General features: G+C 45.0%; 17 protein-coding genes. 2 read left to right on the top strand and 15 right to left on the bottom strand.

The window, feature by feature from the left end; genetic code table 11:
• Positions 1 to 497 precede the first annotated feature (497 nt).
• Together C0Q44_RS22785 and C0Q44_RS22775 are read right to left on the bottom strand one after the other, a co-directional pair.
• Positions 498 to 1,940: a 6-phospho-beta-glucosidase gene (locus C0Q44_RS22785; RefSeq protein WP_105409514.1), complete on the bottom strand. Its 1,443-nt coding sequence runs from the start codon at positions 1,938 to 1,940 to the stop codon at positions 498 to 500.
• Between the two features lie 457 nt (positions 1,941 to 2,397).
• Positions 2,398 to 3,228 (bottom strand): amidohydrolase family protein, encoded by an 831-nt coding sequence (locus C0Q44_RS22775; RefSeq protein ID WP_105409512.1) that lies wholly within the window; start codon positions 3,226 to 3,228, stop codon positions 2,398 to 2,400.
• Positions 3,229 to 3,494: 266 nt separating this feature from the next.
• Between C0Q44_RS22775 and C0Q44_RS22770 the strand changes: the two genes are divergently transcribed.
• Positions 3,495 to 5,219 (top strand): cellulase family glycosylhydrolase, encoded by a 1,725-nt coding sequence (locus C0Q44_RS22770; protein WP_105409511.1) that lies wholly within the window; start codon positions 3,495 to 3,497, stop codon positions 5,217 to 5,219.
• A 147-nt stretch (positions 5,220 to 5,366) separates the two neighbouring features.
• Here the strand turns inward: C0Q44_RS22770 and C0Q44_RS22765 are convergent, their stop codons facing one another.
• The 6 genes from C0Q44_RS22765 to C0Q44_RS22740 all read right to left on the bottom strand — a co-directional run bounded on the left by C0Q44_RS22765 (position 5,367) and on the right by C0Q44_RS22740 (position 11,654).
• Positions 5,367 to 7,349: a sucrose-specific PTS transporter subunit IIBC gene (locus tag C0Q44_RS22765; protein ID WP_105409510.1), complete on the bottom strand. Its 1,983-nt coding sequence runs from the start codon at positions 7,347 to 7,349 to the stop codon at positions 5,367 to 5,369.
• 26 nt (positions 7,350 to 7,375) lie between these two features.
• Positions 7,376 to 8,851: a glycoside hydrolase family 32 protein gene (locus C0Q44_RS22760; protein ID WP_105409509.1), complete on the bottom strand. Its 1,476-nt coding sequence runs from the start codon at positions 8,849 to 8,851 to the stop codon at positions 7,376 to 7,378.
• A gap of 147 nt (positions 8,852 to 8,998) precedes the next feature.
• Positions 8,999 to 9,982: a LacI family DNA-binding transcriptional regulator gene (locus tag C0Q44_RS22755; RefSeq protein ID WP_105409508.1), complete on the bottom strand. Its 984-nt coding sequence runs from the start codon at positions 9,980 to 9,982 to the stop codon at positions 8,999 to 9,001.
• 344 nt (positions 9,983 to 10,326) lie between these two features.
• On the bottom strand, positions 10,327 to 10,605 hold the full coding sequence (locus tag C0Q44_RS22750) for a hypothetical protein (protein ID WP_181151140.1): 279 nt from the start codon (positions 10,603 to 10,605) through the stop codon (positions 10,327 to 10,329).
• Positions 10,606 to 10,634: 29 nt separating this feature from the next.
• Positions 10,635 to 10,835: a hypothetical protein gene (locus tag C0Q44_RS22745; protein ID WP_105409507.1), complete on the bottom strand. Its 201-nt coding sequence runs from the start codon at positions 10,833 to 10,835 to the stop codon at positions 10,635 to 10,637.
• Between the two features lie 300 nt (positions 10,836 to 11,135).
• On the bottom strand, positions 11,136 to 11,654 hold the full coding sequence (locus C0Q44_RS22740) for a DUF3231 family protein (RefSeq protein ID WP_105409506.1): 519 nt from the start codon (positions 11,652 to 11,654) through the stop codon (positions 11,136 to 11,138).
• Positions 11,655 to 11,809: 155 nt separating this feature from the next.
• On the opposite strand from C0Q44_RS22740, the gene C0Q44_RS30375 reads away from it, so the two are divergent.
• Positions 11,810 to 11,986 carry a hypothetical protein gene (locus C0Q44_RS30375; RefSeq protein ID WP_181151139.1) on the top strand — a complete coding sequence of 59 codons (177 nt, stop codon included), beginning with the start codon at positions 11,810 to 11,812 and terminating at the stop codon, positions 11,984 to 11,986.
• A 751-nt stretch (positions 11,987 to 12,737) separates the two neighbouring features.
• On the opposite strand, the gene C0Q44_RS22730 is transcribed toward C0Q44_RS30375, so the two are convergent.
• The 7 genes from C0Q44_RS22730 to C0Q44_RS22700 form a co-directional block, all read right to left on the bottom strand.
• A complete protein-coding gene (locus tag C0Q44_RS22730) occupies positions 12,738 to 13,079 on the bottom strand; it encodes a hypothetical protein (RefSeq protein WP_105409504.1) in 342 nt (113 codons plus the stop codon).
• 125 nt (positions 13,080 to 13,204) lie between these two features.
• Complete coding sequence (locus C0Q44_RS22725) at positions 13,205 to 14,878, bottom strand: ribonuclease J (RefSeq protein ID WP_105409503.1); 1,674 nt, start codon at positions 14,876 to 14,878, stop codon at positions 13,205 to 13,207.
• Between the two features lie 214 nt (positions 14,879 to 15,092).
• Positions 15,093 to 16,364 (bottom strand): L-rhamnose isomerase, encoded by a 1,272-nt coding sequence (gene rhaA / locus C0Q44_RS22720; protein ID WP_105409502.1) that lies wholly within the window; start codon positions 16,362 to 16,364, stop codon positions 15,093 to 15,095.
• Positions 16,365 to 16,382: 18 nt separating this feature from the next.
• Complete coding sequence (locus tag C0Q44_RS22715; protein ID WP_105409501.1) at positions 16,383 to 18,452, bottom strand: bifunctional aldolase/short-chain dehydrogenase; 2,070 nt, start codon at positions 18,450 to 18,452, stop codon at positions 16,383 to 16,385.
• A gap of 234 nt (positions 18,453 to 18,686) precedes the next feature.
• Positions 18,687 to 19,619, bottom strand: a complete 933-nt coding sequence (locus C0Q44_RS22710; protein ID WP_258166523.1) for a glycoside hydrolase family 5 protein — start codon at positions 19,617 to 19,619, stop codon at positions 18,687 to 18,689.
• Positions 19,620 to 20,010: 391 nt separating this feature from the next.
• Positions 20,011 to 22,332: a beta-galactosidase gene (locus C0Q44_RS22705; protein ID WP_105409499.1), complete on the bottom strand. Its 2,322-nt coding sequence runs from the start codon at positions 22,330 to 22,332 to the stop codon at positions 20,011 to 20,013.
• A gap of 42 nt (positions 22,333 to 22,374) precedes the next feature.
• Positions 22,375 to 25,713: a tetratricopeptide repeat protein gene (locus tag C0Q44_RS22700; protein ID WP_105409498.1), complete on the bottom strand. Its 3,339-nt coding sequence runs from the start codon at positions 25,711 to 25,713 to the stop codon at positions 22,375 to 22,377.
• Positions 25,714 to 25,857: the final 144 nt, after the last annotated feature.

The following is a 25,857-nucleotide window of genomic DNA, read 5'->3' as shown; positions in this document are numbered from 1 at the left end:
TTGGCAGTTATACATCGTCTTTTGGGCATACAAAAAAAACCTCAAGCATCACAAAATAAACAAGACATCGTGGTCTGCTTTTTTTGGTGCTTAGGTTTTGCCTACGTCGTGTAGTAACAATCCCAGAAACGATATAATTGCGTCAAGTATAGCGCGAACCTGACTATATGTCAACGCTTTCAATGTGAGGACAAGCGGAAGTCCCATGGTTATATAAATTGAACTTGAGAATATTTACACTAGCTACTCCGATGACAGAACAACCTTCCGATCGCTGTTATCCCCGGATTTTTTGATTCCCTTTCTATAGGGAAAATCCGGTGATAAAGGCGAGTTTATGCTTGCGAAGTAGCTTTCCATTGAAAGCTTTTAGCTTCGCTTCTCCAGCTTTTTTCTGTCCTCTTCGTTTTGTGTAAAATGTTTAGTTCAATTTATATAGATGAAACTTCCGATGTTTTATTGCTGTACAAGACCATTTTAATTCAGAAAAATATAAACTACTCGTCACCCAGGTTTGTTCCGTTGGATGCAATCACGTTTTTGTACCAATCAAAACTCTTCTTCTTCAGTCGTGTCAGCTCACCATGTCCTTCATTATTACGATCCACGTAAATGTAGCCATAGCGTTTTCTCATCTCACCTGAGGAAGCACTCACAATATCAATAGGTCCCCAGCTGGTGTAACCGATGATATTCACCCCATCCTGAATGGCCTCACCCATTTCAGCTACATGCCGTTTCAAGTAGTCAATCCGGTACGCGTCATTCAATTCACCTTCTGATGTAACCACGTCATTGGCACCAAATCCGTTCTCAACAACAAAGAGTGGCTTCTGATAACGATCATGTAGTTGATTGGCGGTAATACGGAACCCTTTGGGATCAATCGTCCAACCCCATTCAGACTTCGCCAGATATGGATTCGCTACCGAGCCAAATACATTACCGCTTGTCATATTTTTAATAACTTCGGGATCGGTACTCGTTGTACGACTTGAATAGTAGCTGAAACCGATATAATCTACGGTATGATTCTTCAGGATTTCCTCATCACCCGGTTGCATAACGATGTTCAATTCGTGATCCTTGAAGAAACGTTTGGCGTAACCCGGATATTCCCCACGTGACTGCACATCGATGAAGAAATAGGACTCTCTATCTTTTTCCATACCCTGGAATACATCTTCCGGATTACAGGTATACGGATAGAAACTTCCTGCGGCAAGCATACAACCAATCATGGCACCTGGGATAATCTCATGACATGCCTTGACTGCCAGTGCACTTGCAACCAGTTGATGATGAGCAGCCTGATATTGAATCTCCTTGATGTTATCCCCTTCATTGAACGCTAGTCCCGCCCCAAGGAACGGAAGATGAAGCAGCATGTTGATCTCATTGAATGTCATCCAGTATTTCACCTTGTCTTGGTACCGTGTGAATACCGTTGTAGCGTATGTCTCGAATAACGTTACCAGTTCACGACTTCTCCAGCTGCCGTACTTCTCGATCAGGTGCACAGGCACATCGAAGTGAGCCAATGTAACCACAGGTTCAATACCGTTCTTCAACAATTCATCAAACAGGTTATCGTAAAATTGCAATCCTGCTTCATTCGGCTGCGCATCTTCTCCTGTCGGGAAAATCCGTGCCCAGGCAATGGAGACACGCAGTGCTTTGAATCCCATTTCGGCAAATAGAGCAATATCTTCAGGGTAACGGTGATAGAAGTCGATCGCTTCATGAGAAGGATAGAACTCGGAAGCGAGCGGCGTAAAGGCCGGAACATGACCTTTCATAATGCTTCTGCGCTTCTCTCCTGTAGGCAGCAAGTCAACGATACTCAGTCCTTTGCCATCCTCCAGATACGCGCCCTCCGCCTGATTGGCAGCAATGGCTCCACCCCACATAAAATCTGTAGGAAATTTAAAATTCGTCATCATCATTCTCCTTCCAAATATGTAGTTCAGCTACCCGCTTAGAAATATTAATAAGACAAACTATTTAAGTTGAACTGCACAATTACACATAAACGGAGAGGACAGAAAAAATCTGGAGAAGCGAAGCTAAAAGCTTTCAATGGAAAGCTACTTCGCAAGCATAAACTTGCATTTATCACCGGATTTCCCCTTTAAAGAGGGGATCAAAAAATCTGGGAATAACAGCGATCGGAAGATTGTTCTGGCCGCGCAGTCGTCCCGTGTAAAATTGTTTGTTCAACTTAAATACAAAAAACCCGAACCAGCCTGGGTACACGATTACGTGTAAACAAGCCAGCTCAGGTTATGCCCGTATCGGTAACATTCCCAGATCATAATTATGCGGATTGGATAAAACTTTAACAAGAATCAGAACCGTTGTCAACTTCTTGAAACCGGTTAAGCAATGGATTGCTCACTACGATATTCGATAGAATGCAGCACATGTGTCACCAAGAATCATCTCTTGATCTGACTCAGATAAGGAATGAATGTGAGCCGTGATGAGACCGTATACATCAGCATACGCAGCTGAAACGTTGCTTACTGGCCAGTCGGACCCGAACATTAATCGTTCTGCACCAAAGGCTTCTATGGCGATATCCAGATAGGGTGTGAAGTCCTTAGTAGTCCAAGTTCCCCAGTCTGCTTCCGTCACCATCCCTGAAAGTTTGCAGTACGCATTCGGTTGTGCGGCCAATGACTCCAGTGCTTCTTTCCAGGGTGAGAGTATACCTGATTTTATGTCGGGTTTGGCAAGATGATCAAGTACAAATCGCTGTTCAGGAAACGTCTTAACCAGTTCAACGGCATAAGGCAGTTGCTCCTTGGATACCAACAGATCGTAGGCCAAGTCATACTCTTTGAGCAATGAAATTCCACGCTGAAAGTCTTCTCTCAATACATACCGAAGATCAGGTTCATCCTGAACGACATGGCGCACTCCCTTGAAAGCCGGATTAGACGCGAACAGTTCAAGCTGATCCCGAACATCCTCCGAACATAGATCCAACCATCCGACAACACCTTTGATAAAGTCGTGTCGATCTGCCAACTGCAGAAGCCATTGGGTTTCGTTCAGTGATTGCCTGGCTTGTACCGCAATACATCCTTCCAGTCCTGATTGGATCAATACAGGTTCAAGATGCTCCGGAAGAAAAGATTGACGAATGGATTTCATCTCTTCTCCAATCCATCCATACTCGGCGACATTGTATTCCCAGAAATGTTGATGTGCGTCCAGTTTCATATGACATCCCTCCAAGGGTATTTAAATCTAATTATCATTAAAAAGCAACCATCTGATTTTCATTTCCAATGAGATGAATGCTTACTACACAATCGATGAGTATGACAAAATCACTGATTTACACATGATTTTTATTCCAATTATTCAGGTATTGTCCAAAATTAAATCATGATATAGTAAATTACGAAAACGCTTTCAGTGCATAAATCGGTGGTGATTTCAGTATCAAAAGTTCAATCATTCTATCGTATAAGGAGACTATGTAGATGAAAAAAAACCGTAAACCAGTCCTCTCTCTTACACTGGTGACTGCCATGATTCTGTCTCTGTTCTCTTCCGCTATGGCTTCTGCCGCAACTGACAATAGCGAACAGGCGAGCACTTCAGCAGCACCGAGCAAAATGCAGTCCTATGTTAACGCCATGGAGCCTGGTTGGAATCTGGGTAACTCTCTCGATGCCGTTGGTGAGGATGAGACAGCCTGGGGCAACCCGCGCATCACAAAGGAACTGATCCAATCAATCGCAAGTGAGGGCTACAATAGTATCCGTATACCTGTGACTTGGGAAGCCCACATCGGTAAAGCACCCGACTACATAATTGATTCCGCTTACATGAACCGGGTTCAAGAAGTGGTAAACTGGGCCCTCGATGCCGATCTCTATGTCATGATTAATCTTCACCATGATTCATGGCGTTGGATCAGTTACATGGAGAAAGATCATGACAACGCGCTTGCACGTTACAACACTGCCTGGACTCAGATTGCGGACCAATTCAAAGATGCATCCGATAAGCTCATGTTCGAGAGTGTTAACGAACCACGCTTTTCCGAAGGCGGGACAACGGATGCAGCGATTGGATATCGCATGCTGGACGAGTTGAATACTTCCTTTCACAAAATCGTAAGAACTTCGGGTGGAAACAACGAGACACGTCCACTTGTCCTTCCAACAATGCATACCTCTTCAGCTCAATCGGATCTGGATGAATTAAATAAAACCATTCAAAAATTGAATGACTCCAATATTATTGCAACCGTTCACTACTACGGGTTCTGGCCATTCAGTGTGAACATAGCAGGTTACACCAAGTATAACGAGGAAGTACAGAAGGACGTTACCGACACATTTGATCGAGTATACAACGCTTTCACAGCGAAAGGCATTCCGGTTATCGTTGGTGAGTATGGCTTGCTTGGTTTTGACCAACACACAGGTGTCATTGAGCAAGGCGAAAAACTGAAATTCTTCGAATTTGTTGGACAATATCTGCGTCAAAAACAGATGACAACGATGTTGTGGGATAACGGTCAACACTTCGGTCGCACAAGCTTTACTTGGTCTGATCAGGAATTATTTGATACCATGAAAGCCAGCTGGACAGGTCGCTCATCCACAGCCGAAACGGATCTCGTATATCTTAAACAAAATGAAGCCATTCAAGATAAGAAGGTAAAACTCAATCTGAATGGGAACAAATTCAATTCGTTGAAAAATGGCACTACCCCTCTTGTAAGAGGTAAAGACTATACGATCAAAAAAGATGTGCTTACGTTAAAATCCAATCTGTTAACCAAATTGACAACCTCTGGTGATTTAGGCGTAAATGCCACGCTCACAGCTGGATTCAACCAAGGTAATGATTGGAACTTCAATATCATTAAATATGACACACCTAAGTTGAACAATGCAACGGGTACAACCAGTGCATTTGCCATTCCGACTACGTTTAACGGCAATCAACTGGCTACCATGGAAGCAGCATATGCCAACGGAGAGAACGCCGGTCCACAGAACTGGACTTCGTTCAAAGAGTTCTCCTATACATTCAGCCCAGATTACGATCGCAATGTGATCGAGTTGAAACCTAACTTCTTCAATGAAACCAATGACGGCGAAGTTACCCTCAAGTTCCACTTCTGGAACGGCGATGTGATGACGTACAAAATCACGAAAAATGGAACCAGCGTTGTTGGCGTAACTTCTTAGTAATTATAAGGGTTCTCAACTCAATCTACATCCCGTGGAATCAGAAAACGTTCTGTCTGGAGCACCCGGCTCAGACAGAACGTTTTTCCTTTCGCGATTTTTATTTTATACATCCATGTCTCATTGCTTTGCTTTCTCAAACGTCACTTATTGAGGTTCAGTAAATTTCACTACCAGAACTGCTTCCCCATTGGCTTGTGCAAGACCTGATGAGGTTGCTGTAACAGTCGCAATGGTTTCGTTTCCGCTCGGAATCAGCACAGGTGTAATTACAGGCAGACCCGCAGCCTGAATGACATCCATATCGAATTCAATTAACAATTGTCCTGCAGTGACACGATCTCCGCTATTCACATGCGCGGTAAAACCGTTTCCTTTCAGTCCAACCGTATTAATTCCGATATGAACCAGCATCTGTACACCTGTCTCATGCTCTAGAATCACCGCATGTTTACTCTTGTTCATGACATGAGCGATGACACCATCAAACGGCGCATACACTTTACCTTCTGATGGCTCAATAGCAATGCCCTCACCCATGTGTTTTTCCGAGAACGCCGGGTCAGGAACCTGCTCCAGAGGAACGATAGTACCGTTCATTGGTGAAGCGATTTCGATCAAATCCACCTTAGGACGATGGCTTGTGACAGCATCGGTAACTGAATTCGCGCGCGGATTAGAATCCATTGCATTATCTTCAGCTGATGATACTCCACTGTTGTCATGGCTCACCGACTCCTCTGCAACCGGTTGATCCTTGTATCCAAAGAACCAGGTGAGTGCAAAAGCAACCGCCATCGCTACCACGTTGGACAAGATGTAGAGTGGTAGTTGGCTGTTCAGATAGAGCAACGTTCCGGGAATAACCGTGACTGCCATACCTGTACCCTGCAGATGGAACAACGAAGCGATGAAACCACCTACGCCACCACCAACGAGCCCCATAATAAAGGGTTTCATATAACGCAAGTTAACACCGAAGATGGCTGGCTCGGTAATGCCCAGAAATGCAGACAAGGACGAAGGCAATGCCAGTGCTTTGAGCTTGGTATTTTTGGTCTTCAGACCAACTGCGAGACAAGCCGCTCCTTGTGCTGCCATGGCACAGGTAATGATGGCGTTGAACGGATTGGATCCGGTCTTTTCCAACAGCTGAATTTCCAGGAAATTAAAGATGTGATGCACGCCTGTAACGACGACAATCTGATGGAAGAAACCAATAATAATACCAGCGATGCCGAATGGAAGATCCAATACAGCCGTTGTTCCATGCAGAACCCATTCTTCAAGAGAGTGGAACACAGGACCAATGGCAAACAGTCCGAGCGTAATCATAACCGTTAACGTAATAAAAGGAGTCAAAATCAAGTCTAGCGCTTCAGGTATGCGTCTTCTTAGAACCTTCTCGAACTTCGCTCCAATCAAACCCACAAAGAACGCGGGCAGAACAGATCCCTGATATCCTACAACAGGTATGAAGCCGAACATATGCAGCGGCTGTGCTGATCCATCTGCCACCGCGTAAGCATTTGGTAATGCCGGATTAACAAGCATTAGTCCTAGTACGATACCAAGTACCGGACTTCCGCCGAATACACGGAACGCGGACCATGCTACAAGTGCAGGCAGGAAGGCAAAGGCCGTATCCGTCAGAATCTGAGTGAATAACAGGAAATTGGATGAGATATCATCAGGTGTTGCACCGAACAACGCCAAAATTTCATTCTGGGTAAGTAATCCGCGCAATCCCATGAACAAACCTGTGGCAACCAGTACAGGAATAATAGGTACAAATACGTCACCAAACGTACGGACAGCCCGCTGAAAGGCGTTTCCTTCCTTTTTCCCCTGACTCTTCACATCATCCTTGGACGACCCTTCGATTCCCAGCTTCTCAACCTCTTCAAAGATTCGATTCACCGTTCCCGTCCCGAAGATAATCTGATATTGACCCGAGTTGAAAAACGCACCTTTCACCTTCTCGATATTCTCGACCGTTTTCTGATCAATTTTCTCTTTATCTTTCACCATGATCCGAAGACGTGTTGCACAATGTGCAAAAGATGCGATATTCTCTTTGCCCCCGATGGCATGAATGACTTCCTGGGCAATGCGTTGATTCTCCGACATGTTATCTCATTCCTCTCACGTAGTACTTAATAATCCCATTGGGTTGCTTCAAAATCAGCCTTGCCACCGTGTGCAAAGAAACGAATATCCACACTTTCCCGGCTTGGGAAAATTCGACTGGTAAAGACCTCTTCCCCATCGTTTACAAAGATCTCGACCGAAGATGCATCTACGAACAGATGGAACTTAATTACTTCTGCAGTAAGCGTGCAACTCCGTATCGTACCATTTTGTTCTGCCAGTTCGGCACCAGACAGGGTCCGATCCAGAACAACTTTTTGCTGAACACAATCATACTGAATGACCGTTCTCTCAGCTCCATTCGCCCGAAATTCAATGCCAACCATCTCTGCATCCACATGACTTATCTCACATTTCAGCTCATAAGCAATCCCATCCATACCAGCGAAAGATCGAACCTCATTATCAATCGTTGCATGAATATGAGTTCCTTCCTCTTGCTTGCGCAATTGCTCCATTTCTGCAACTGGTTGTTGGATTAACTTCCCTTCTCGGAGTGACAACTGCCGAGGAATGGTCAGACAATGCGCCCAACCACTATCGTCCGTCGGATATTCCAGATCGGGAAGTCCCATCCATCCAACCAGAATACGTCTTCCGTCCGTGTCCTGCATCGTCTGCGGAGCATAGAAGTCAAATCCACGATCCAACTCCTGAAATTCACCATGATTGAACTCTCTCGTCTGGAGATTGAGCGGCTCACCGATCAGATAACCCGACTGAAAAATATTCTGATAATGATCTCCTGCTGCTTCTATCCCTTGTGGAGAAAAGATGAGCACACCTTTCTCGTCCATCTCCATATAATCCGGGCACTCCCACATGTAACCAAAGGAGGTTAGCTGCGTACGAATTTCACCAAGGAATTCCCATTTTCTAAGATCAGTTGAGCGATACATCACCGTACATCCCGTCTCGTCTGTTCTTTGCGCACCGATTACACAATAATACGTTTCGCCTTGTTGCCACACCTTCGGATCTCTAAAATGTTCCGTATATCCGGGTGGAACCGAAGAGATCACGGGATAATTGAGTTTGGTTACTGAACCCCTCTCATCCATGATTGCCAAGCATTGATACGGATGTCTGACCCAAGCCTCATCCCTCGTATTACCTGTGTACAGCAAGTGAAGCTTGCCTTCTTTTTCAATCGCACTACCGGAATAAGCTCCATGTGAGTCATACGTGTCACCCGGTTCGATTCCAATACCGACATTTTCCCAGTTCACCAGATTCTTCGAGCGAGTATGATACCAGTATTTCATGCCATGTTCTGTTCCAAGCGGGAACCACTGATAGAACAAATGATAGTAGCCTTGATAATATGCAAAGCCGTTAGGATCATTAAGCAGACCCGTTATGGGCTGAATGTGGTAGCTCTGTCTCCATGGACACTCGGATATCTGTGCTTCAAGCTTTGCAATCTCGCCAGGCTCAGCTTGCTCAATTCGTCTGTAGCGCTGCTCTCTAGTCATTTTCATAGCTGTTCTCCATTCAAAATGTAGGAACCGGTTCCAATAGACATAAAAAAATAATTCCATATGGCATTCCTGCCTGCCCGTGTTCGCATATCCGAATTGGATACTCGCAATGGAACCGGTTCTATGGAATTATCATAAAGGATGGTTTTATACTTTGTCAACGCTTTCTCGTAGAATAAGCTCTGTATCGAGTACGGTTCGTTTCTCCACCAACTCCCCTTTGACCAAACGAATAATATGATTCGCTGCAACTTGGCCAGCCTGCAAATAATGATATTTTACGGTTGTCAGCGTGGGATGAATCATCTCCGTAATATCGTATCCGCCAAATCCCGTAACGGACAACTCTTGCGGTATTTGGATCTTCTTGGAGAACGCAATCTTCATCACACCTAATGCGATATTATCCGTAGCCCCCACGATGATTGTGGGTGTGCTCTCTTTCAATATAGTTTCAGCAGTGGCAATGGCTTCAGACATCTTGAAGCTCGTCTCATAATACTTCACCTCACATTCACCACACTCGGTGATTGCTCGCTGAAACCCCTCTCTGCGATGGATGCCTACCGCCTGATCCTTCTCGCTAACGCCCATATACACAATCTCACGGTGGCCCTGCTCTACGACATATCTGCCCATCTCATAACCTGCCTGATCATCGTTATGAACCAGACTATGTAGTTGTTCATGCTGCTGTCCCACCAATAACACCGGGATGCCTATATCCTCAGCAGCCTTCAGATGTGCATCAGTCACTTCAGCAGCCAACAGAATAATACCCGACACCTTCTGTCTTGCAAAATCATAGATGGCATCAATTTCGCGCTGCATGTCCTGACTCGTATTCGCAATCAGCATCTGATACTGATTACTCCGCAGTTCTTCGTCAATTCCGATCAGTGTCTGGGATGTCGCAAAAGAATCGAGTCGTGGTACAACTGTACCGATAATACTGGTCTTCTTCGCCTTGAGACTCTGTGCAAATGTGTTAGGAACGTAATTGTATTGTTTGATGATGCGCTCAATCCTCTGGCGTGTATCCTCACTAACCGATCCGCCATTCAGGAAACGAGAGACGGTGCTCTTCGCCACACCTGCCATCTGAGCGATATCAGAAATCGTTTTATTCATAAAGACTCCTCTTATTTTCATAAACTGGTTTACCTTTTATTATACTTCGAATCACGAACACATGGCGAATTGATTCAACTCCGTATACTAAGCCAAATTTTAAAGGAGTCCGATTATACTGCAAAAACTTGATAGGAATGTAGCATTCAATAGAGGAGTATGTCCGACATTCATCAGGACGGATCTTACATATCATTAATTTTATATTGAAGCTGAAATAATCTCTTCTATCCTAGGCCAACTGTAATCCTCATTGCCACGTACAAGCTTGATTTTCCTGTTCGGCTTATCAATCAATGTGACAACCCTACGCAGAATTTCATCGTCGAACGGATTAAATACGGTCAACGTGATAGATCTGCATTCCTGGTACGATTCAAGATAGCTTCCTCAATCAGCTGCACTTCCTGTTCGTCCAAAACCGGCTTCTCCGACTCGCGTTCCCAATCCTCCAGGATAATGATCTTTGATGTGTCGGACCTGTCCCAGTGTATGTATTCAAATGTAATAAGAGCGTCCAAAGCGGCAATGACATCAGACCTAGCCTTGCCTGTTTTGACCGTAAGTTCGTGGACTGTGGGCAAGCGCCGCCGTCCGCTATTGAAGTTGTATACGATTCTCAATACCTTACGTTCATAATCCGTTAGTATGTTTATGCCCCTTCCCCTGTTTTTATCGGATGCCATGCCAGTAACCCTGATTCGCGAAATGTCCGTGGCTGACCTGATAATAGATCATCCGCTTTAATCATTCCGAATCGGATGCTTTTGACCTGGATACGGCGTTTCGTGATCTTCCCACTTTGGTCCTCGTAAATAATCTCGACCAAACAACCTAAATATTTCACTGGCATGTTTATCCCTCCGATAAAAATGTTTGTTTGTATTATATACGAACAAATGTTCTTTATACAACAAGAAAAAAAGCCCATCGGCTTATTCCGAAAGGCTAATTAGGAGATAGGAGTCTCATACAATTCTATCCTACAAACATACTTTATAAACTTGTAACATTGATTCCCTACATTACATTTGCCTGCTCCCCGCAGCCCACAGCGGGGAGCAGGCATTGCGAGCTATAAGAGAGTGGGGTTCTTATTATTAAACATAAGATCCCTGCTAGCTTTTATTAGCATCGAGGATTGTTAAAATTTTCAAGCCTCCACAGCTTCGGGCCTTTTCACTTGCAGAGGAGGAGGAATAAGCCAGCCTTTTTCTTTACTCATTTGTAGAATACGAAAGCCTAAAGCGGTTTTAGTAACGTGATATTTCGCAAATAAGGCTCCAATATCCTCTCTAATGGATTGACCCATAACTTGACTACAAGCAACCAATCCCATCGAAGTATCAGACGCAATTTTGGCAGCTATCTCAGGATCTGTAAACCTTGCACCAACAGGGATATCTTCCAGTTTTACTGGAGGTCTTTCTGGTAAAGCAGGCGTTGGAGCGATTCCGTTATCCGTGAGGAGGGTGTCACACTCTTTAATCTCAAGTTTAGCTTGATCAATCAGTGCCTCCAATGTTTTTTTTAAATCTTTATCTCCTGCATGATTCAAAAATGCTTGGTAAAAGGAAAGGGCCCCCTTAGCAACCGTTGAACATTGCCATACACTGAAGATTTCACCGTAATGCATAGGTTCATTTTTTGGATTCCCACTTAATATTCCCATCAAAAACCGTCCCCTCATTAATTATTTGCAACCGGGATTATAGTTCCTAATTCGTTAACAACCTATTCAAAAATGCTTATTAATTCACAATGGAATAATTTATTAATTATTTGGAGAAATTAAATCCATCACGCTTGTAAAGAGAGGTTATTCGGATGAAGAAACGAATAATAACTGCTATTGCTTCAGTATTCTTGTTGGCAACATTAGCTGTACCTGCATCGGCTCAAGAAGCTTCTGTTAATGGGCATGACATAACAGTTATCAAAACGACAGCTCGAATTATAATACTAACAGCGTCCGCGCAAACTCTGAGTGGTAAGAATATTTAATTCTTCACTTCTGACATAACCCAAAATTTTATCTGAAGAATTATGCTAAAGAGATGATAACTGATAAGACAAAAAGAACGAGAATTGCTCCAATTGAAGTAAAGCTACTCGGTATAGAAAACCCAGATTTATTTTTCGGGACTCATGATCTTTTATTTGCCAGCACTTAATGATTGTGTGAATAAATAAAATTGCACCTTTAGTTCCCTCTGTATTGTTGTGTAGACATCTTCTAAATTGTTGTGCCATACAAAATCATTTTGTTCAATATGTACACAAACATGCTCGACACTTTCGAAGAAATGGGATCTAAGTTTATCATCTATATATTCAATATTTTGATTAATGAAACCTCTATAGTCGTTTAAAAGCGAATACTGAATCTCACGACTCTTTTCCTCCAGGTCATTCCATAGATGAACTCCTTCACTAACAATTGCATCGGAGTCTTCCAAATAGTTTAATGAAGAGCATTCAAGAATGAAATATTTTATTCTGAAGTTTATTTCTTCTAGTTGCTGTTCTATCGTACATCTCAGGGACATTGTACACTTCCTTTTTTTAGGTCTAATTACCCTGATAATACATTGAATAATATATAAAAAACAATAGAAATGTTCTTGTTATCACAACTATCATTTTAAAACAAAAAAAGGAACTGCCAGCGTATATGCCAGCAGTGCCTTTTATTTATCGATGCTATCGGATTTAATTTATACTACTATAAATCTCCTTTATGCTTTAATCTTTTTCAACGACCGACTGACGACAACACCCATTTCCTCACGAGTATTGGGCGTGCCTGACGTGTACCATCGAAGAACCCCTTCTCCGTTACTTCCTTCCATGTTGCTTCTGCCCACTTGCTTGGTAAGTTAATGTCTCTCTCCTGTGTCACTGGCTTGTCCTCCTTCACTGGCACTCTCTTCTTTGGATACTTGGCCCTCAGCTCCGCAACCGTTCCATCAAACTCATTCAGATCTACGGTACGCCGAGCGTTTAAGCCATTCTGACGTGAGTATAACTTTGAACACATATTCTCATGTGTTGCCTGAAATGCAAGAAAATCTTGTACAGAATTTTGAATCTGCAATGAACAACAATCCCAAAGAACCAGAAATTTGAACTTTTGTTGGTCAGATGGTGGTCGTTACTAACACGAGTTCCATTCAAACCCCTATGAATCAAGGTTTTTCGTATCTGTTTCGCCAATTGAAATTATACTTCAATAATAATAGGCAAGATCATGGGTCTTCGCTTCGTTTGCACGTAAATGTAGTGTCCGATCTCGTCTTTTAGCTTTCTCTTGATCACATTCCACTGATTCACACCCGCTCCGGTCAGCTCATTCATCCGGCTTAGTACCAGCTCATGAATCTCACGCATGAATTCTTCCGAATCTTTAACAAATACGAATCCTCTAGAAATGATCTCAGGTGAGGCAACCATTTGTTTTTCCGTTTTGCTCAGTGTGGTCACAATCACCAGCATACCGTCGGAAGACAGTTGCCTGCGATCACGCAGTACAATGTTACCCACATCGCCTAAGATCAGGCCGTCAACGAGACTATTTCCTGACGTAATTTTAGGGCCCGGAGAAGCCTTACCATCTTTGTACTGGATCATATCTCCATTATTCACGATAAACACATGCTCCCGTTCTATGCCAACCGACTCGGCAAGCAGTCTGTGCTGATATAACATGCGGAACTCCCCGTGGATCGGAATCAGATAATTCGGCTTCATCAGGGTCATCATCAATTTGAGTTCTTCCTGACTGCCGTGTCCAGACACATGCATCCCTGCTGCTCCGCTTGAACCATACATTACGCGCGCTCCAAGAACATACAGGTTATCAATCACATGAGCAAGATTACGTTCATTGCCAGGAATAGCACCTGCCGCAATAATGACCGTATCTCCGGCCTCCACTCTCACATGAGGATGTTTCCCCGTTGCCAACCGGGACAATGCAGCCATCGCTTCTCCCTGACTGCCTGTACATAATACAACGACCTGTTCAGGTGGGAATTGATTTGAATCTACCGCATCAATCAATAACCCCTCGGGCACTTGCAGGTAACCCAGATCACTAGCGACAGACACCACATTCACCATACTTCTGCCCAGTAAAGCCAGTTTGCGTCCCGTCTCAAATGTAGCATTTACAATCTGTTGTACCCTGCTGACATTCGATGCAAAGGTGGAGATGAACACCTTTTGTTTCGCACGGATAAAGGCATCCAGAATGTGGTCCCCCACAACGCGCTCCGAAGGCGTGAATCCGGGTCTTTCCGCATTGGTACTTTCGGAGAGCAATACATGAACACCCTGTTTGCCAATCTCGGCCATGCGGTGCAGATCAGGGAAAGGGCCGTTCACAGGAGACATATCGAATTTGAAATCTCCGGTATGCACCACATTGCCGACTGGGGTCTGAAAGAAAATACCGAGACAGTCGGGAATACTATGACTGGTTGCGAAGAAGGATACCTCGATACCGCCCAACGTAATGCTGGACTCTGCATCGATCGTGTACAGATCAGCCTTGCGCAACAGCCCATGCTCTTTCAGTTTAAGTTCAATTAATCCGCGTGTAAGTCTGGATGCATACACAGGTATATTCATTTGCTTTAACAAATAGGGAATGCCCCCGATATGATCCTCGTGTCCGTGGGTAACCACAAGAGCTCTTACCTTATCCAGATTCTCCAACAGATAGGTCACATCCGGAATGATCAGATCGATCCCCGGCAAAGTCTCATCGGGAAATTTCGAACCACAGTCAATCACAATGATGTCTTTATTGTACTGAATGAAATACATGTTCTTCCCGATCTCATTCACGCCGCCAAGTGCAACAATATACAGTTTGTTGTGGGCTAGATTCAAAGTCTATTCATCCTCCTTTGTTTGGCATACTTTGTGCGACACTGATCTATATTCCTAGTATGGAAATTATCGCCTTACTTATGCATTTCAGAGGGGTTATGAATCAAAAAACCACCACGGAATATTCATTCCGAAGTGGTTTGTAAGAAGAATTATGATAGATGCAACAAATGCCTCGCAACGGTTCATGATAGAAATGTAGGCTTGTAACCTTTTATACCCATGATTTATCGCGCTGTAACAATACGTTCTGTTCATAGGTTTTGATATCGGTGATCCACTTTTCGCGAACAGGCACTTCCTGCTGGGCACAATAGTAGTCCCAGATCGCACCAAATGGATAGGATTTGAATTCTTCCGTTAAGGCAAGCCGTAAGGTGTAATCGCCTTCCAGTTCAGCCTGTTTCAAGGCATCCACCGGTTCCAGCATTGCACGCAGCAACGCTTTAATCGTGTTGCGTGTACCGACGACCCAAGCAGCTACACGGTTGATGCTTGCATCAAAGAAATCCAGTCCGATGTGAGTTGTTGCCAGTAGATCATGTCGCACCAGTTCACGGGCAATTTCCAGCAACTCATCGTCCATAATGACCACATGGTCACTGTCCCAACGCATCGGACGGCTTACGTGAAGAAGAATGCCGCTTGTAAACAAAGCAAGGGATGACAATTTGTTGGAAATAACCTCTGTTGGATGGAAATGACCCGCATCGAGGCAGATTAACGTATCATTTTGAAATCCATAACCCATGTAGAATTCATGGGAACCCACGACATAGGCTTCTGAACCGAGACCAAACAGCTTGCTCTCTACCGCATCCAAATTATACGCTGGATTAAGTGGTTCGCCGAATACTTCATCCAGCGAATCTTTGAGACGTTTACGTGGTGTCATGCGGTCAACCGGATTATCCTTAAATCCGTCCGGCACCCATACATTAGTTACGCAGGTCTGACCAAGCTGTTCTCCAAAGTATGCGCCGATCCGGCGGGACGCCTTGCAGTGATCGATCCAGAACTTACGAATCTCTGGGTCTGGATGACTGAGCGTGAACCCGTCACTTGATTTTTCATGGGAAAAGCATGTTGGATTAAAGTCCAGACCGAGTCCTTGTTCTTTGGCCCACTTCACCCAATTCTCATAATGCTTAGGCTTGATCTGGTCTAGTTCAACCTGCTCGTCTGTATCTGTGTAAATCGCGTGTAAATTGACCTTATGTTTACCGGGAATCAAGGCAAAAGCTTGTTCCAAATCGGCTCGAAGTTCCGCAGGTGTTGTCGCGGCCCCTGGATACTGACCTGTAACGGAAATGCCTCCCGTCAGCTCACCGTCTTTGTTCAGGAAGCCTTTCACATCATCGCCTTGCCAGCAATGTACAGATACTTTGATCTCCGCGAGTCTGTTCAATACTTCGTCCGTATCAATTCCGTGCTGGGCATACAATGACTTGGCTGCTTCATACGCTTGCTTGACTTGGTTTTCCATCCGCAAGAACCCTCCTTTTTAACGTGTAAATGCTGCCGGTACACCGCCATCAATGGTCATCATGCAACCGGTTGTTTTCTCGGATTTGGAAGAAGCAAAGAATGCAATCCCTTCCGCAATATCTCTTGGGTAGATATTCACGAGCAATGTCGTCCGTTTGCGGTAATATTCTTCCAACTGATCTGGTTCAATACCGTATGCTGCCGCACGTTCGTTCCGCCAAGAGCCGTTCCAGATCGCCGAACCCTGCAGGATCGCATCCGGAAGAATTGTGTTAACACGAATGCCATACTCTCCACCTTCTGCTGCAATACAACGTGCCAGATGTGCTTCAAGCGCTTTGGCTGAGCTGTAGGCAGAGGCACTTTTACCCGCATACACCGAGTTTTTGGACCCGATAAATACCATGCTCCCGCCAATACCCTGTTGCTTCATCAGTCTGAACGCTTCGCGAGCCACGAGAAAATATCCGGTACCCAGCACATTCATGTTCAGATTCCATTCTTTCAGGGATGTTTCGTCAAATGGGCTGGATGTAGCCAAACCGGCATTATTCACGATAATGTCCACTCCGCCATATTGCACCGAAACATCAACATACGCGGATTGAACAGCTTCCTCATCCGTCACGTCCATTCGGAGCGCATAGGCACGATTCACACCGTATTGATCATTGATCTCCTGTGCTACTTTCTGTGCACCCTCCAGATTTAGATCTGCGAGTACGACATGAGCGCCTTCGGATACGAGTCTACGCGCCGTTTCACTTCCGATGCCACCTGCTCCACCTGTAATAAACGCTACTTTGCGGGAGAACTCTGTTTCTGCCGGAGCCAGGGACAATTTGTACAATTCCAGCGGCCAGTATTCCACATTATAGGACTCGTTCGCACTGAGCGATACGAATTCGCCCAGGCTTGTCGCACCACGCATGACAGCAATAGCTCTGTGATACAATGCACCACTTACTTGGGAAAGCGCCCAACTCTTGCCTGTGTTAATCATGCCTACACCCGGAATGAGAATCACGCGAGGTGCAGCTTCGAACATGACGTCACCTTCGTTTTGGTTGCTCTCAAAATACTGCTGATATTGCTCTTTGTAGGCGGCCACGCCTTCCACAAGCTTCGTTTTCAAACCTTCGATATCGTCCGCATCCGGTGTCCAGTCAATGAACAGTGGCACCACTTTGGTATGTACCAGATGATCCGGGCAAGCCGCACCTACCTGAGACAATGGCAGGGAATCTGCCCCACCTACAAAAGCAAGCACATCATCCTGATCATCAAAAGACAAAATCATTTTTTTGCTGTCCGATACGGCTCCACGAATCGTTGGCATCACACGTGATGCAATCTGACGACGAACATCAGCAGCAAGTGCCGGGTGCTTCACACCACCGAACAAGTTTCCTTCATCCACCCGTGCTTCAATGAAGGCTTCCGCTTCATTAATAATCTTGATTGTCTGAGCGTAACATTCCTCGGATGTTTCTCCCCAGGTCACGAGTCCATGCTTCTCCATCAGTACCAATTCGGCATTCGGATTTGAGAATACGCTTTCAGCAATCATTTTGGATAACGTAAATCCTGGGCGTACATAAGGGACCCATACAAAACGATCTCCGTAAATCTCTCTCGCCAGTTCCTTGCCATTATCCGCACAGCACAGACTGATAATCGCATCCGGGTGAGTATGATCCACATGTTTATACGGAAGGAACGCATGCAGCAGAGTCTCAATGGAAGCACGCGGGTGCTTGGCATCAATCATGCAATGTCCCAGATATTCAACCATCTCTTCATCCGACATGGATTCACGTTCGATTAATGGTCTGATATCATCAAGTCCAAGCCCGGTAAAATGCTTCCCTTCCATGGAACCGAGATCAGAGCCGCTTCCTTTCACATACATTACTTCTACCTCACGACCACGAAAATCCTTTTCCGTCGTTTTGGTGGACGTATTGCCACCGTATATGTTACATACACTGCGATCGGTTCCAATCAGGTTGGATCGGTAGACCAGTTGCTCAAGTCCTGTTGTTTTCTCAGAAGCCTGCGATGCATTCCATAAACTTTGTACCATTCGTTTCCCTCCGATAATGTTTGTTTTATTCCTATTCTGAGTTTATCATCTTTGTTTTGTTTTGAAAACAAAAGTTTTTAAATATAAACGGAAAAATTCAAAAGATGGATTCTACCAAATACCAGCAAAAAAAATTGATCAAAAAGGGGTTGTCTTAAAAGGTGAATATACGCATAAAACACGAAAGGGACAAGGCAGAATGAATCTCTGCTTCGTCCCCCTTTCATAGGCGGATTAGAAAATCCCCGCTTTTTGTGAAGTGTTTTTGATTCCATAGGTATCATTGACGACCGTGTTGCCAAAGCTGGTCAAGCTTCCGTTCGGACCGGTAGCGAGATCCAGATAATCTAGACCTGAACTGTTACCGTACCAGGACCAGGCAAGCCAGCCTACTCCTTTTTCCTGACCATATCTCATGATGGCATACTCATCCACATCACCATTGGTGTGATATCCACCGAATTCACCGATGATCACGGCCAACCCTTTGTTCAGCACATTCTCCATATTGGCTTTGACGGTTGCTGCATCTTTACCCGCATACTCGTACATGTGAATGGAGAATACCGTATTTTTCTGTGTATCGGCCGCAAATACACTTTGTCCATAATCTACAATGGATTGAGGGTATTGGCCCCATCCTGCGGCATCCACGATGAGCGTATTTTTAATTCCCGCATTTCTAAGTTTTGGAATGGCTTTTTTGTAACCATCCGCCCACGCACTTCCGTTCCACGTTCCATACCATTCGTTGGCTATGTTGACAATGACCCGATCCTCTTTCCCGATCAGGGCTTCCTTGATACTAATCCAGTAGTTTACCGCTGCGTCCAGCGAATTATAATCATCCTTGCCTGTAGCGTCATGTACTTCAAGTACAGCTATCATTTTATTTTGGTTGACCACGTTGATAATATTTTTAACAGAGTTCAGATCATCTTTGGTGTACTGGATACCATTCGAAAGAACAATGCGTACCGTATTGGCACCTGTTTTGGCGATTGCAGGAATTGCTGTATTCAGATCATTTTTGAACCATGAATGCCCGTGATTAACTCCTCTCATCACAAAAGCCTTACCTGTGGAATCATATAGTTTGTTACCGCTTACATAAAAACCTGTGGCAGCAGATGCTTTGGGCGCAGCACTCCCCAGAGCCATGAACATGAGTGCAGCAATAATGGTGAAGATTGTACACTTTTTCAGATCAATCATTCGTTTGAAACCTCCTGTATTTTTTTATTTATTTTAATTAACCCTGCTCCAGGCAACGAGTTAACTAAAACCTTCAATTATTTAAGTATTTTTATAAAATAAATATAAAGACTTTACTTTATTCATTTATATAAAATGAGTAATAAATACCTTATCGTTAAGGTAACAAATATATATTAAATTGAAAACGCTTACTGGTCAAGTTGTTTTTACCATGATTAGGAATAATCCGGTTCCATTCACAGCAAAAAAGCCCCCTCCCCTCACTTACGCTCGGAGAAAGAACCTTCTGCTGTGTAATGCACCTCAGTCAACTCTTGAACCTAACCAATGGTCTCGCTTATCATGCCAGCACCAAGCCGACCCGGTAATGTGGTACTACCCGAATTTGATTGAACCTTCCAATCTCGATTCCATTAAATCGCTCAACATAAGCTTGATTCACATAACTTTCTGTCGTCCCTTTCCGAATCGGAGTTATCGACAGGCGCAACGCATGATCAGCCAGCAAATGACGGGATTGCTTCAGACCAATCATCCATGCATGTCCGTATTGAATGTGATCCGTTAACATCTGGTTATGAATATATGCTATGGCAACGTCTCCCTCATAATCAATCTCAAGCCATAGATCATCTACCTGTTCCGGCCACTCTGTATCCACTCTCAGCGTAGCTGCATTCTCTTTCGGGTACTCGATCTCTGTAACAGATTGGTAAGGTGTGACCTTGAAGTTGAACGTGCCGAATAATCCCTTCGTTGACTGCGATGTCACAGCGTAGTCAGAAGCGGTAATGTGTTCTGGTACCGGATAGAAGGATACGTCCATCTCCGAGTGATCCACTGAGGTACATATGAGCATTTCATTCTGTATATACAGATGGCTGCTGCTAATCATAAGCCTCTCTTCCCCTCCCACACGAAAACGGTAGGCATGCAATGCTTCCTCACGGGTTAACGTTATGATGCGAATAACCACACCGTCTACCGTTGTGATCCGTAGAGAATGATCCTTGCCTGCCACGGGGTGTATAACATATTCTTTTTCTTGTTCAGATACGGTTCCTTCAGGCATCTCCACATTCATAACAGATAATGCATCAATCACATACTCGGGAGTCATTCCAGCATGCGCATAAAAGACAGCAGTAAGTTCCTGATTCACCATGAATCGGGTCAGTGGCTGAACGGTTGCACTAATGATCTTCATACCATTCACGTTCATATGAAAAGGCAGAATTGCTGCCATACCGGATTTCAGCTGCATCGTTCCTTCTCTTGGATATGAAGCTGCTCCATTCCGTGTATTCAGCTCCAGTCGAACATCACGATTCGGCATATCCATATGATCCTGATAATTATTCATGAACAGAAATCCTGAACCTGCTTGTTGACGAAGAGACCAGCGCAGATCGATCGTATTCTCAGAGGTTAACGATTGCTGATCTTCCGGAACAACACAACCCATCGGAGCAAGCAGTTCTCCATAGGCTTCCAGGAACATGGATAAGGTACGAATTCGATCATATGATTCGCCAATACGTCCAAATTCTCCGAGTGGAGCCTGGTAGTCATACGTCATTTTCGGCAATGCCTGTTCATTCATATAAGAATGTTTCCCTACCGGATTAGTACCGCCATGATACATATAATAGCCTACCATGTTGCTGCCGTTCGCCAGCTTCACAATGGTCATAGCCTCAACACTGTCCGCATCTACAATCGGACGAGCGTGATAACTGACCTGCATTCCACCAGCAAGTTCGCAATACGCAGCAGGATACTCCAGACTGTCATAATCCACTTCTTCAACAGGATTCATGTGCAGATCCCGGAATAAGTACTCCTGACTCGGGGGCTGATTGGGAATCCATGGTGTGTAGGCATACCCCGCCAGCATCGGTAACGTTCGATCTTCAGGAACAGCAGCTTTGCCCCAGGCTGTGGCCGTATAGAACATGGGTCTCATGCCCGCTTCCTCGGCAATATGACGAAGTGCATTCAGATGTTCCTGTCCGTCCCGGCCGGACGTAATGTATTTTTCGCGTATATAACCCCAGGCATCCATCGGTGCACCGGCGTGCATGTACTCATTTTCCAACTGTACGCCTATAACGGGTCCGCCCTCCTGATAAAAAGACCCTTTGAGCTGACGTGCGATCTCACGATATAATCGCTTGGCATAGTACAGGTATCCTTCATCATTGGATCTGACTTCAAATGCATAACTGAATAACCAATCGGGCATTCCACCATTGCGAACCTCCCCGTGACAGAATGGACCAATACGCACGATCAGAGGCAGCTGATGTTTGCCACACAGATCGACAAAGTGTCGCAGATTCAGATTGCCTGACCATACGAACTCCCCTTCCTGCTCCTCATGGTAATTCCAGAAGACATAGGAAGCGATGATGTTCACGCCGCCTGCCTTCATCTTCAGTAATTCTTCCTCCCACTGCAGGTATGCGAATCTGGAGAAATGAAATTCACCGACCACGGGAATACAAGGCTTGTTGTTATGAGTCATATAATAGTTGGTAAAGTCATAAGACTCTCCCAGTGGATTCTTGCCGCCATTGCCGGTCATACGACCAGCACGAATGTCTTTGTCTTCCACATCCAGGATAAAGCGAATATGGGTCCCTGCTACACTATCATTCATGGAATATATCTCCTTCGGTATAATGGGATACGCTTGAGTCGTTTAGAGATGGATGAATGCGCCTTGATGATTCGGATTTTTCATAAGTACACGTTTCAATTCAAGCTCGGCTTCACTTATCCGGCCAAGGCCCAGAAGACCCAGTGACCGCATGTAGCGGCAATGTTCTTCATTTCGCTGATCCAGATCATCTTCAAATACGAGAAAATCCGGTAAAGACACTGCGAAATAGTCCATTCGGATGTGATCATGCATATGTCTCTCTGCATAATCAATCAGTTTGTTAAACCGTCTGCTTGCTTCCTTGGCATTGCCGAGTTTCTGCCAGGCCAGACCCTGGTAATAAATCCATTCGGGCGGTTGATCGTTATAGAACATCGCGCTTGCGGGTTCATTCTGACCGATTGATGCTCTGCGGAAACTCTCCTCAGCTGAGTGTACCTTGTTCATTTGCTGATATGCACAGCCCAGATAAAAGTACAACGGATTGTCTCCGACTCCATCTAACTTGCCCTCCCCCAGATTCTCCGGGTATACCAGAGCCTTATGCAACAATTCCATTGCTTGCTCAGGTTGTTGTTTTTCCAGCTTTTGCTTCGCCAGTTCTGTCAGTGCTATCACATATTGTCCTGTAACCTTACCTTCTCCACCCTCCCAGGGATGAAACCGCCTGGTCTGGAGAGCGTTCCACGCTTCCTGATGACTTCCCTGCATATTTAAAAGTGTCACCCACTCGATATACAGATCATCACGGTGATGAACCAACTCCATCTGTTCTTCGAGCAGTTTGATTCGATGCTCACAGGAATATCCCAACTTCTTGCGTAATTGATCCAACTCATAGAAGACCCGGGCATCTTGTGTATCTAATCGGAATGCTTCCTCCAATGATTGCAATGCAAGATCCGATTGATTCAGCTTGTTGTAATAAGCCAGACCCAGATTGCGGTGTATGGTTGGACATGCAGCATCGGCCTTGCGCGAATTCTCCCAATGCACGATTGCTTCCTCATAGCGTTTATGATCATATAACCAATTGCCCACATAATAGTGAGCACGTGCATCGTTCGGATCAGCTGCGAGTGCATCCTGGAGCACCAATAGTTCGAATGGCGTGTTGGGAAAACAATAATCAGTCTGAGCGGATTCCCCCTGCTTCTGACATTTCCGGGCTTGATCTTCCTGACCCATCTGTCGATTCAAGTGGGCCTGAGCATAACCAACCATGGGATACGTCTGCGAAACTTCGGTTTCCACATGGGATAACACCATCTGTGCCTCTTCCCACAACCCACTTTCGGCGTAATCCGCGGCTACATTCAGATAATTGTGAACGTCTCTTCGCATGAGACGATGGAAATGGTCCCGTGCTTCTTCGGCTTGTTCTTGATCTGACAACAAAGCGGATTGGCTGTAGATCAGGACTAACTCATGCACAGCACCGAATTCAACAGGGCCTAGCTTCATTGTCTCGCGAGCGTATTGAATCGCCTCTTCCTCCCGATTCATTCTCCGCAGCAGAGCCACCTTCAGGTGGCGTGCTTTATAATTTCTGGAATTACGAATCAGCGAACGTTCGATGTGATCCAGTGCTTCGTTCAATCTATTCTGCGCCGTGTCGATCTGAGCGAGTGTATGATAACCCGTATCCTGATACTGTGCAGACCATACTGATTTGTACAAGGCCGCATAAGCTTCATCCTGTTTTCCCTGCATTTTCAGACACAGTCCCAGCTGGTAGAAAGCTTCACTGTCATATGGATTCGTGTTCTTCCACGTAAGCGATTGTACGGCTTGTCTGAAATGAATCTCCGCCTCTGGATACAAGCCTCTTCGCAATAACAATGTGCCATAAGCAATGTTTAGGCGGATATCCGTTGCATCACGCTGCAGCCCTTCGAGATAATATGGTTCAGGTTCATAAGTGGCATGCCGATATTGCTCCAGATGAAGACCAGCCAGGTATAGTTGTTCGTTCGTCCGAATCTCGAATGGCAGCGGAAGTGGCTTGGCTGTATCCGGGACTTCCTGAATTTTGGTTCGTTCAGGCTGATAATCCACAAGCAATCTTCCTTCGGCTGTACACACACTTAACTTGAGCTGATGCCATTCATCGTTCCCGCCCCATCGGAATGTCTTCTTGTATAGTTGCGTTGGTGAAATGTTACAACGATCCTGAAGATACATTGTGGTTCGCCCTTTTACCTCAACTGTCACTTGGTCCCAAACGGAAGTAGCATAGACCAGTACCGTTACTATTCCTGTTGATGTATCCAATTCCAGATTAACCGCAGCGTCGATCGTCGCATTTTTGACCATTCCAATTCCTTTGTATGGCATAAAATATTGCTTGAATGATTTAGCTTCATAAGGCTGTAACCACGTAAAATCAGGCTGATTATCGGTATAGAGTCCTGTCATTAGTTCAATATAAGGTCCATCCTCATCCGTTAATTGGCGGTCCCAGGCTTGCCCGAATGCTCCATTTCCCCATGTCCATTGTTTCTTGCCCGGAGAGACATGGTGATTGGCTACATGCAACAACCCTGCCTGTACACCATGATCATAGCCGCCTACAAAATTATAATCCGACTTGTACGCCATGTAAGATGTCGGAACGGGTATGTTTTTGTATCGGGAGATATCCACACCTTCGGAATAGTCCATCTTGTAGTACGTGCCTGTTGCGATGGGGAACCGGGATACATCCCGTTTGCCATGATCCAGCACAGCCGTCACATCAGGAGGAAACACGGATTGGGTGTGATCGTTGACGGCTACAGCCGGATTGGCCCACCATAGGAACGTTTGAGGCTCGCTAGTGCGATTGTATACCTCGGCGTGGATTTCAAGATAAGCTTTGCCAGGATGTAATGTGAAGCCAGCGGTCATTTTGGTTCCATACATACGATCAATCTCACCCATCCACACCGTAGCGCTGCCATCTTCATTGCTGTCAAATGTACAGTCAACTGGACCAAACGTATTTGGGCGATGATGCTGCGGCCAATTGAATTCAATTCCTCCTGAAATCCAAGGCCCTGCCAGACCCACAAGTGCCGGCTTTATAACACGGTTATAATATACAAAATCGTAGTTGTTAGTCCGATCAAGCGCACGATAGATCCGGCCGCCGAGTTCGGGCATCATCTCTATACGAACATATTCATTTTCGAGGATAATTAATCGATAGGACTGCATTTTCGCCTCATCTTCAATCTTATCGATTACTGGATGCGGGTACACCTTACCCGAGCTCCCCTGATAGATTCGCTTTTCAAGAAACATCGGATTCTTGTCCGGTTTACCTGTACCGTAGGTTGGAATATCTCTGGTTTCTTCCCATATGCGAACGTTGGACTTTGCTGTCACGTCATTCAATTTCCTCACTCCCTGCCCTCGTGTATATGTTGATCATACGCTCCGACATGGGGGAAGGACATTGACATTAAGCGGTTATTGATGGACGATCTTCGGATTCCCCCACAACCAAAGAGAGTACCTGTCCACTGGCTAATCCAGTGA

The sequence above is a fragment of the Paenibacillus sp. PCH8 genome (assembly GCF_002968835.1).
Classification (GTDB): Bacteria; Bacillota; Bacilli; order Paenibacillales; family Paenibacillaceae; genus Paenibacillus.
The sequence above is the reverse complement of the archived record's forward strand: the minus strand, read 5'-3'. Positions and strand labels throughout refer to the sequence as shown.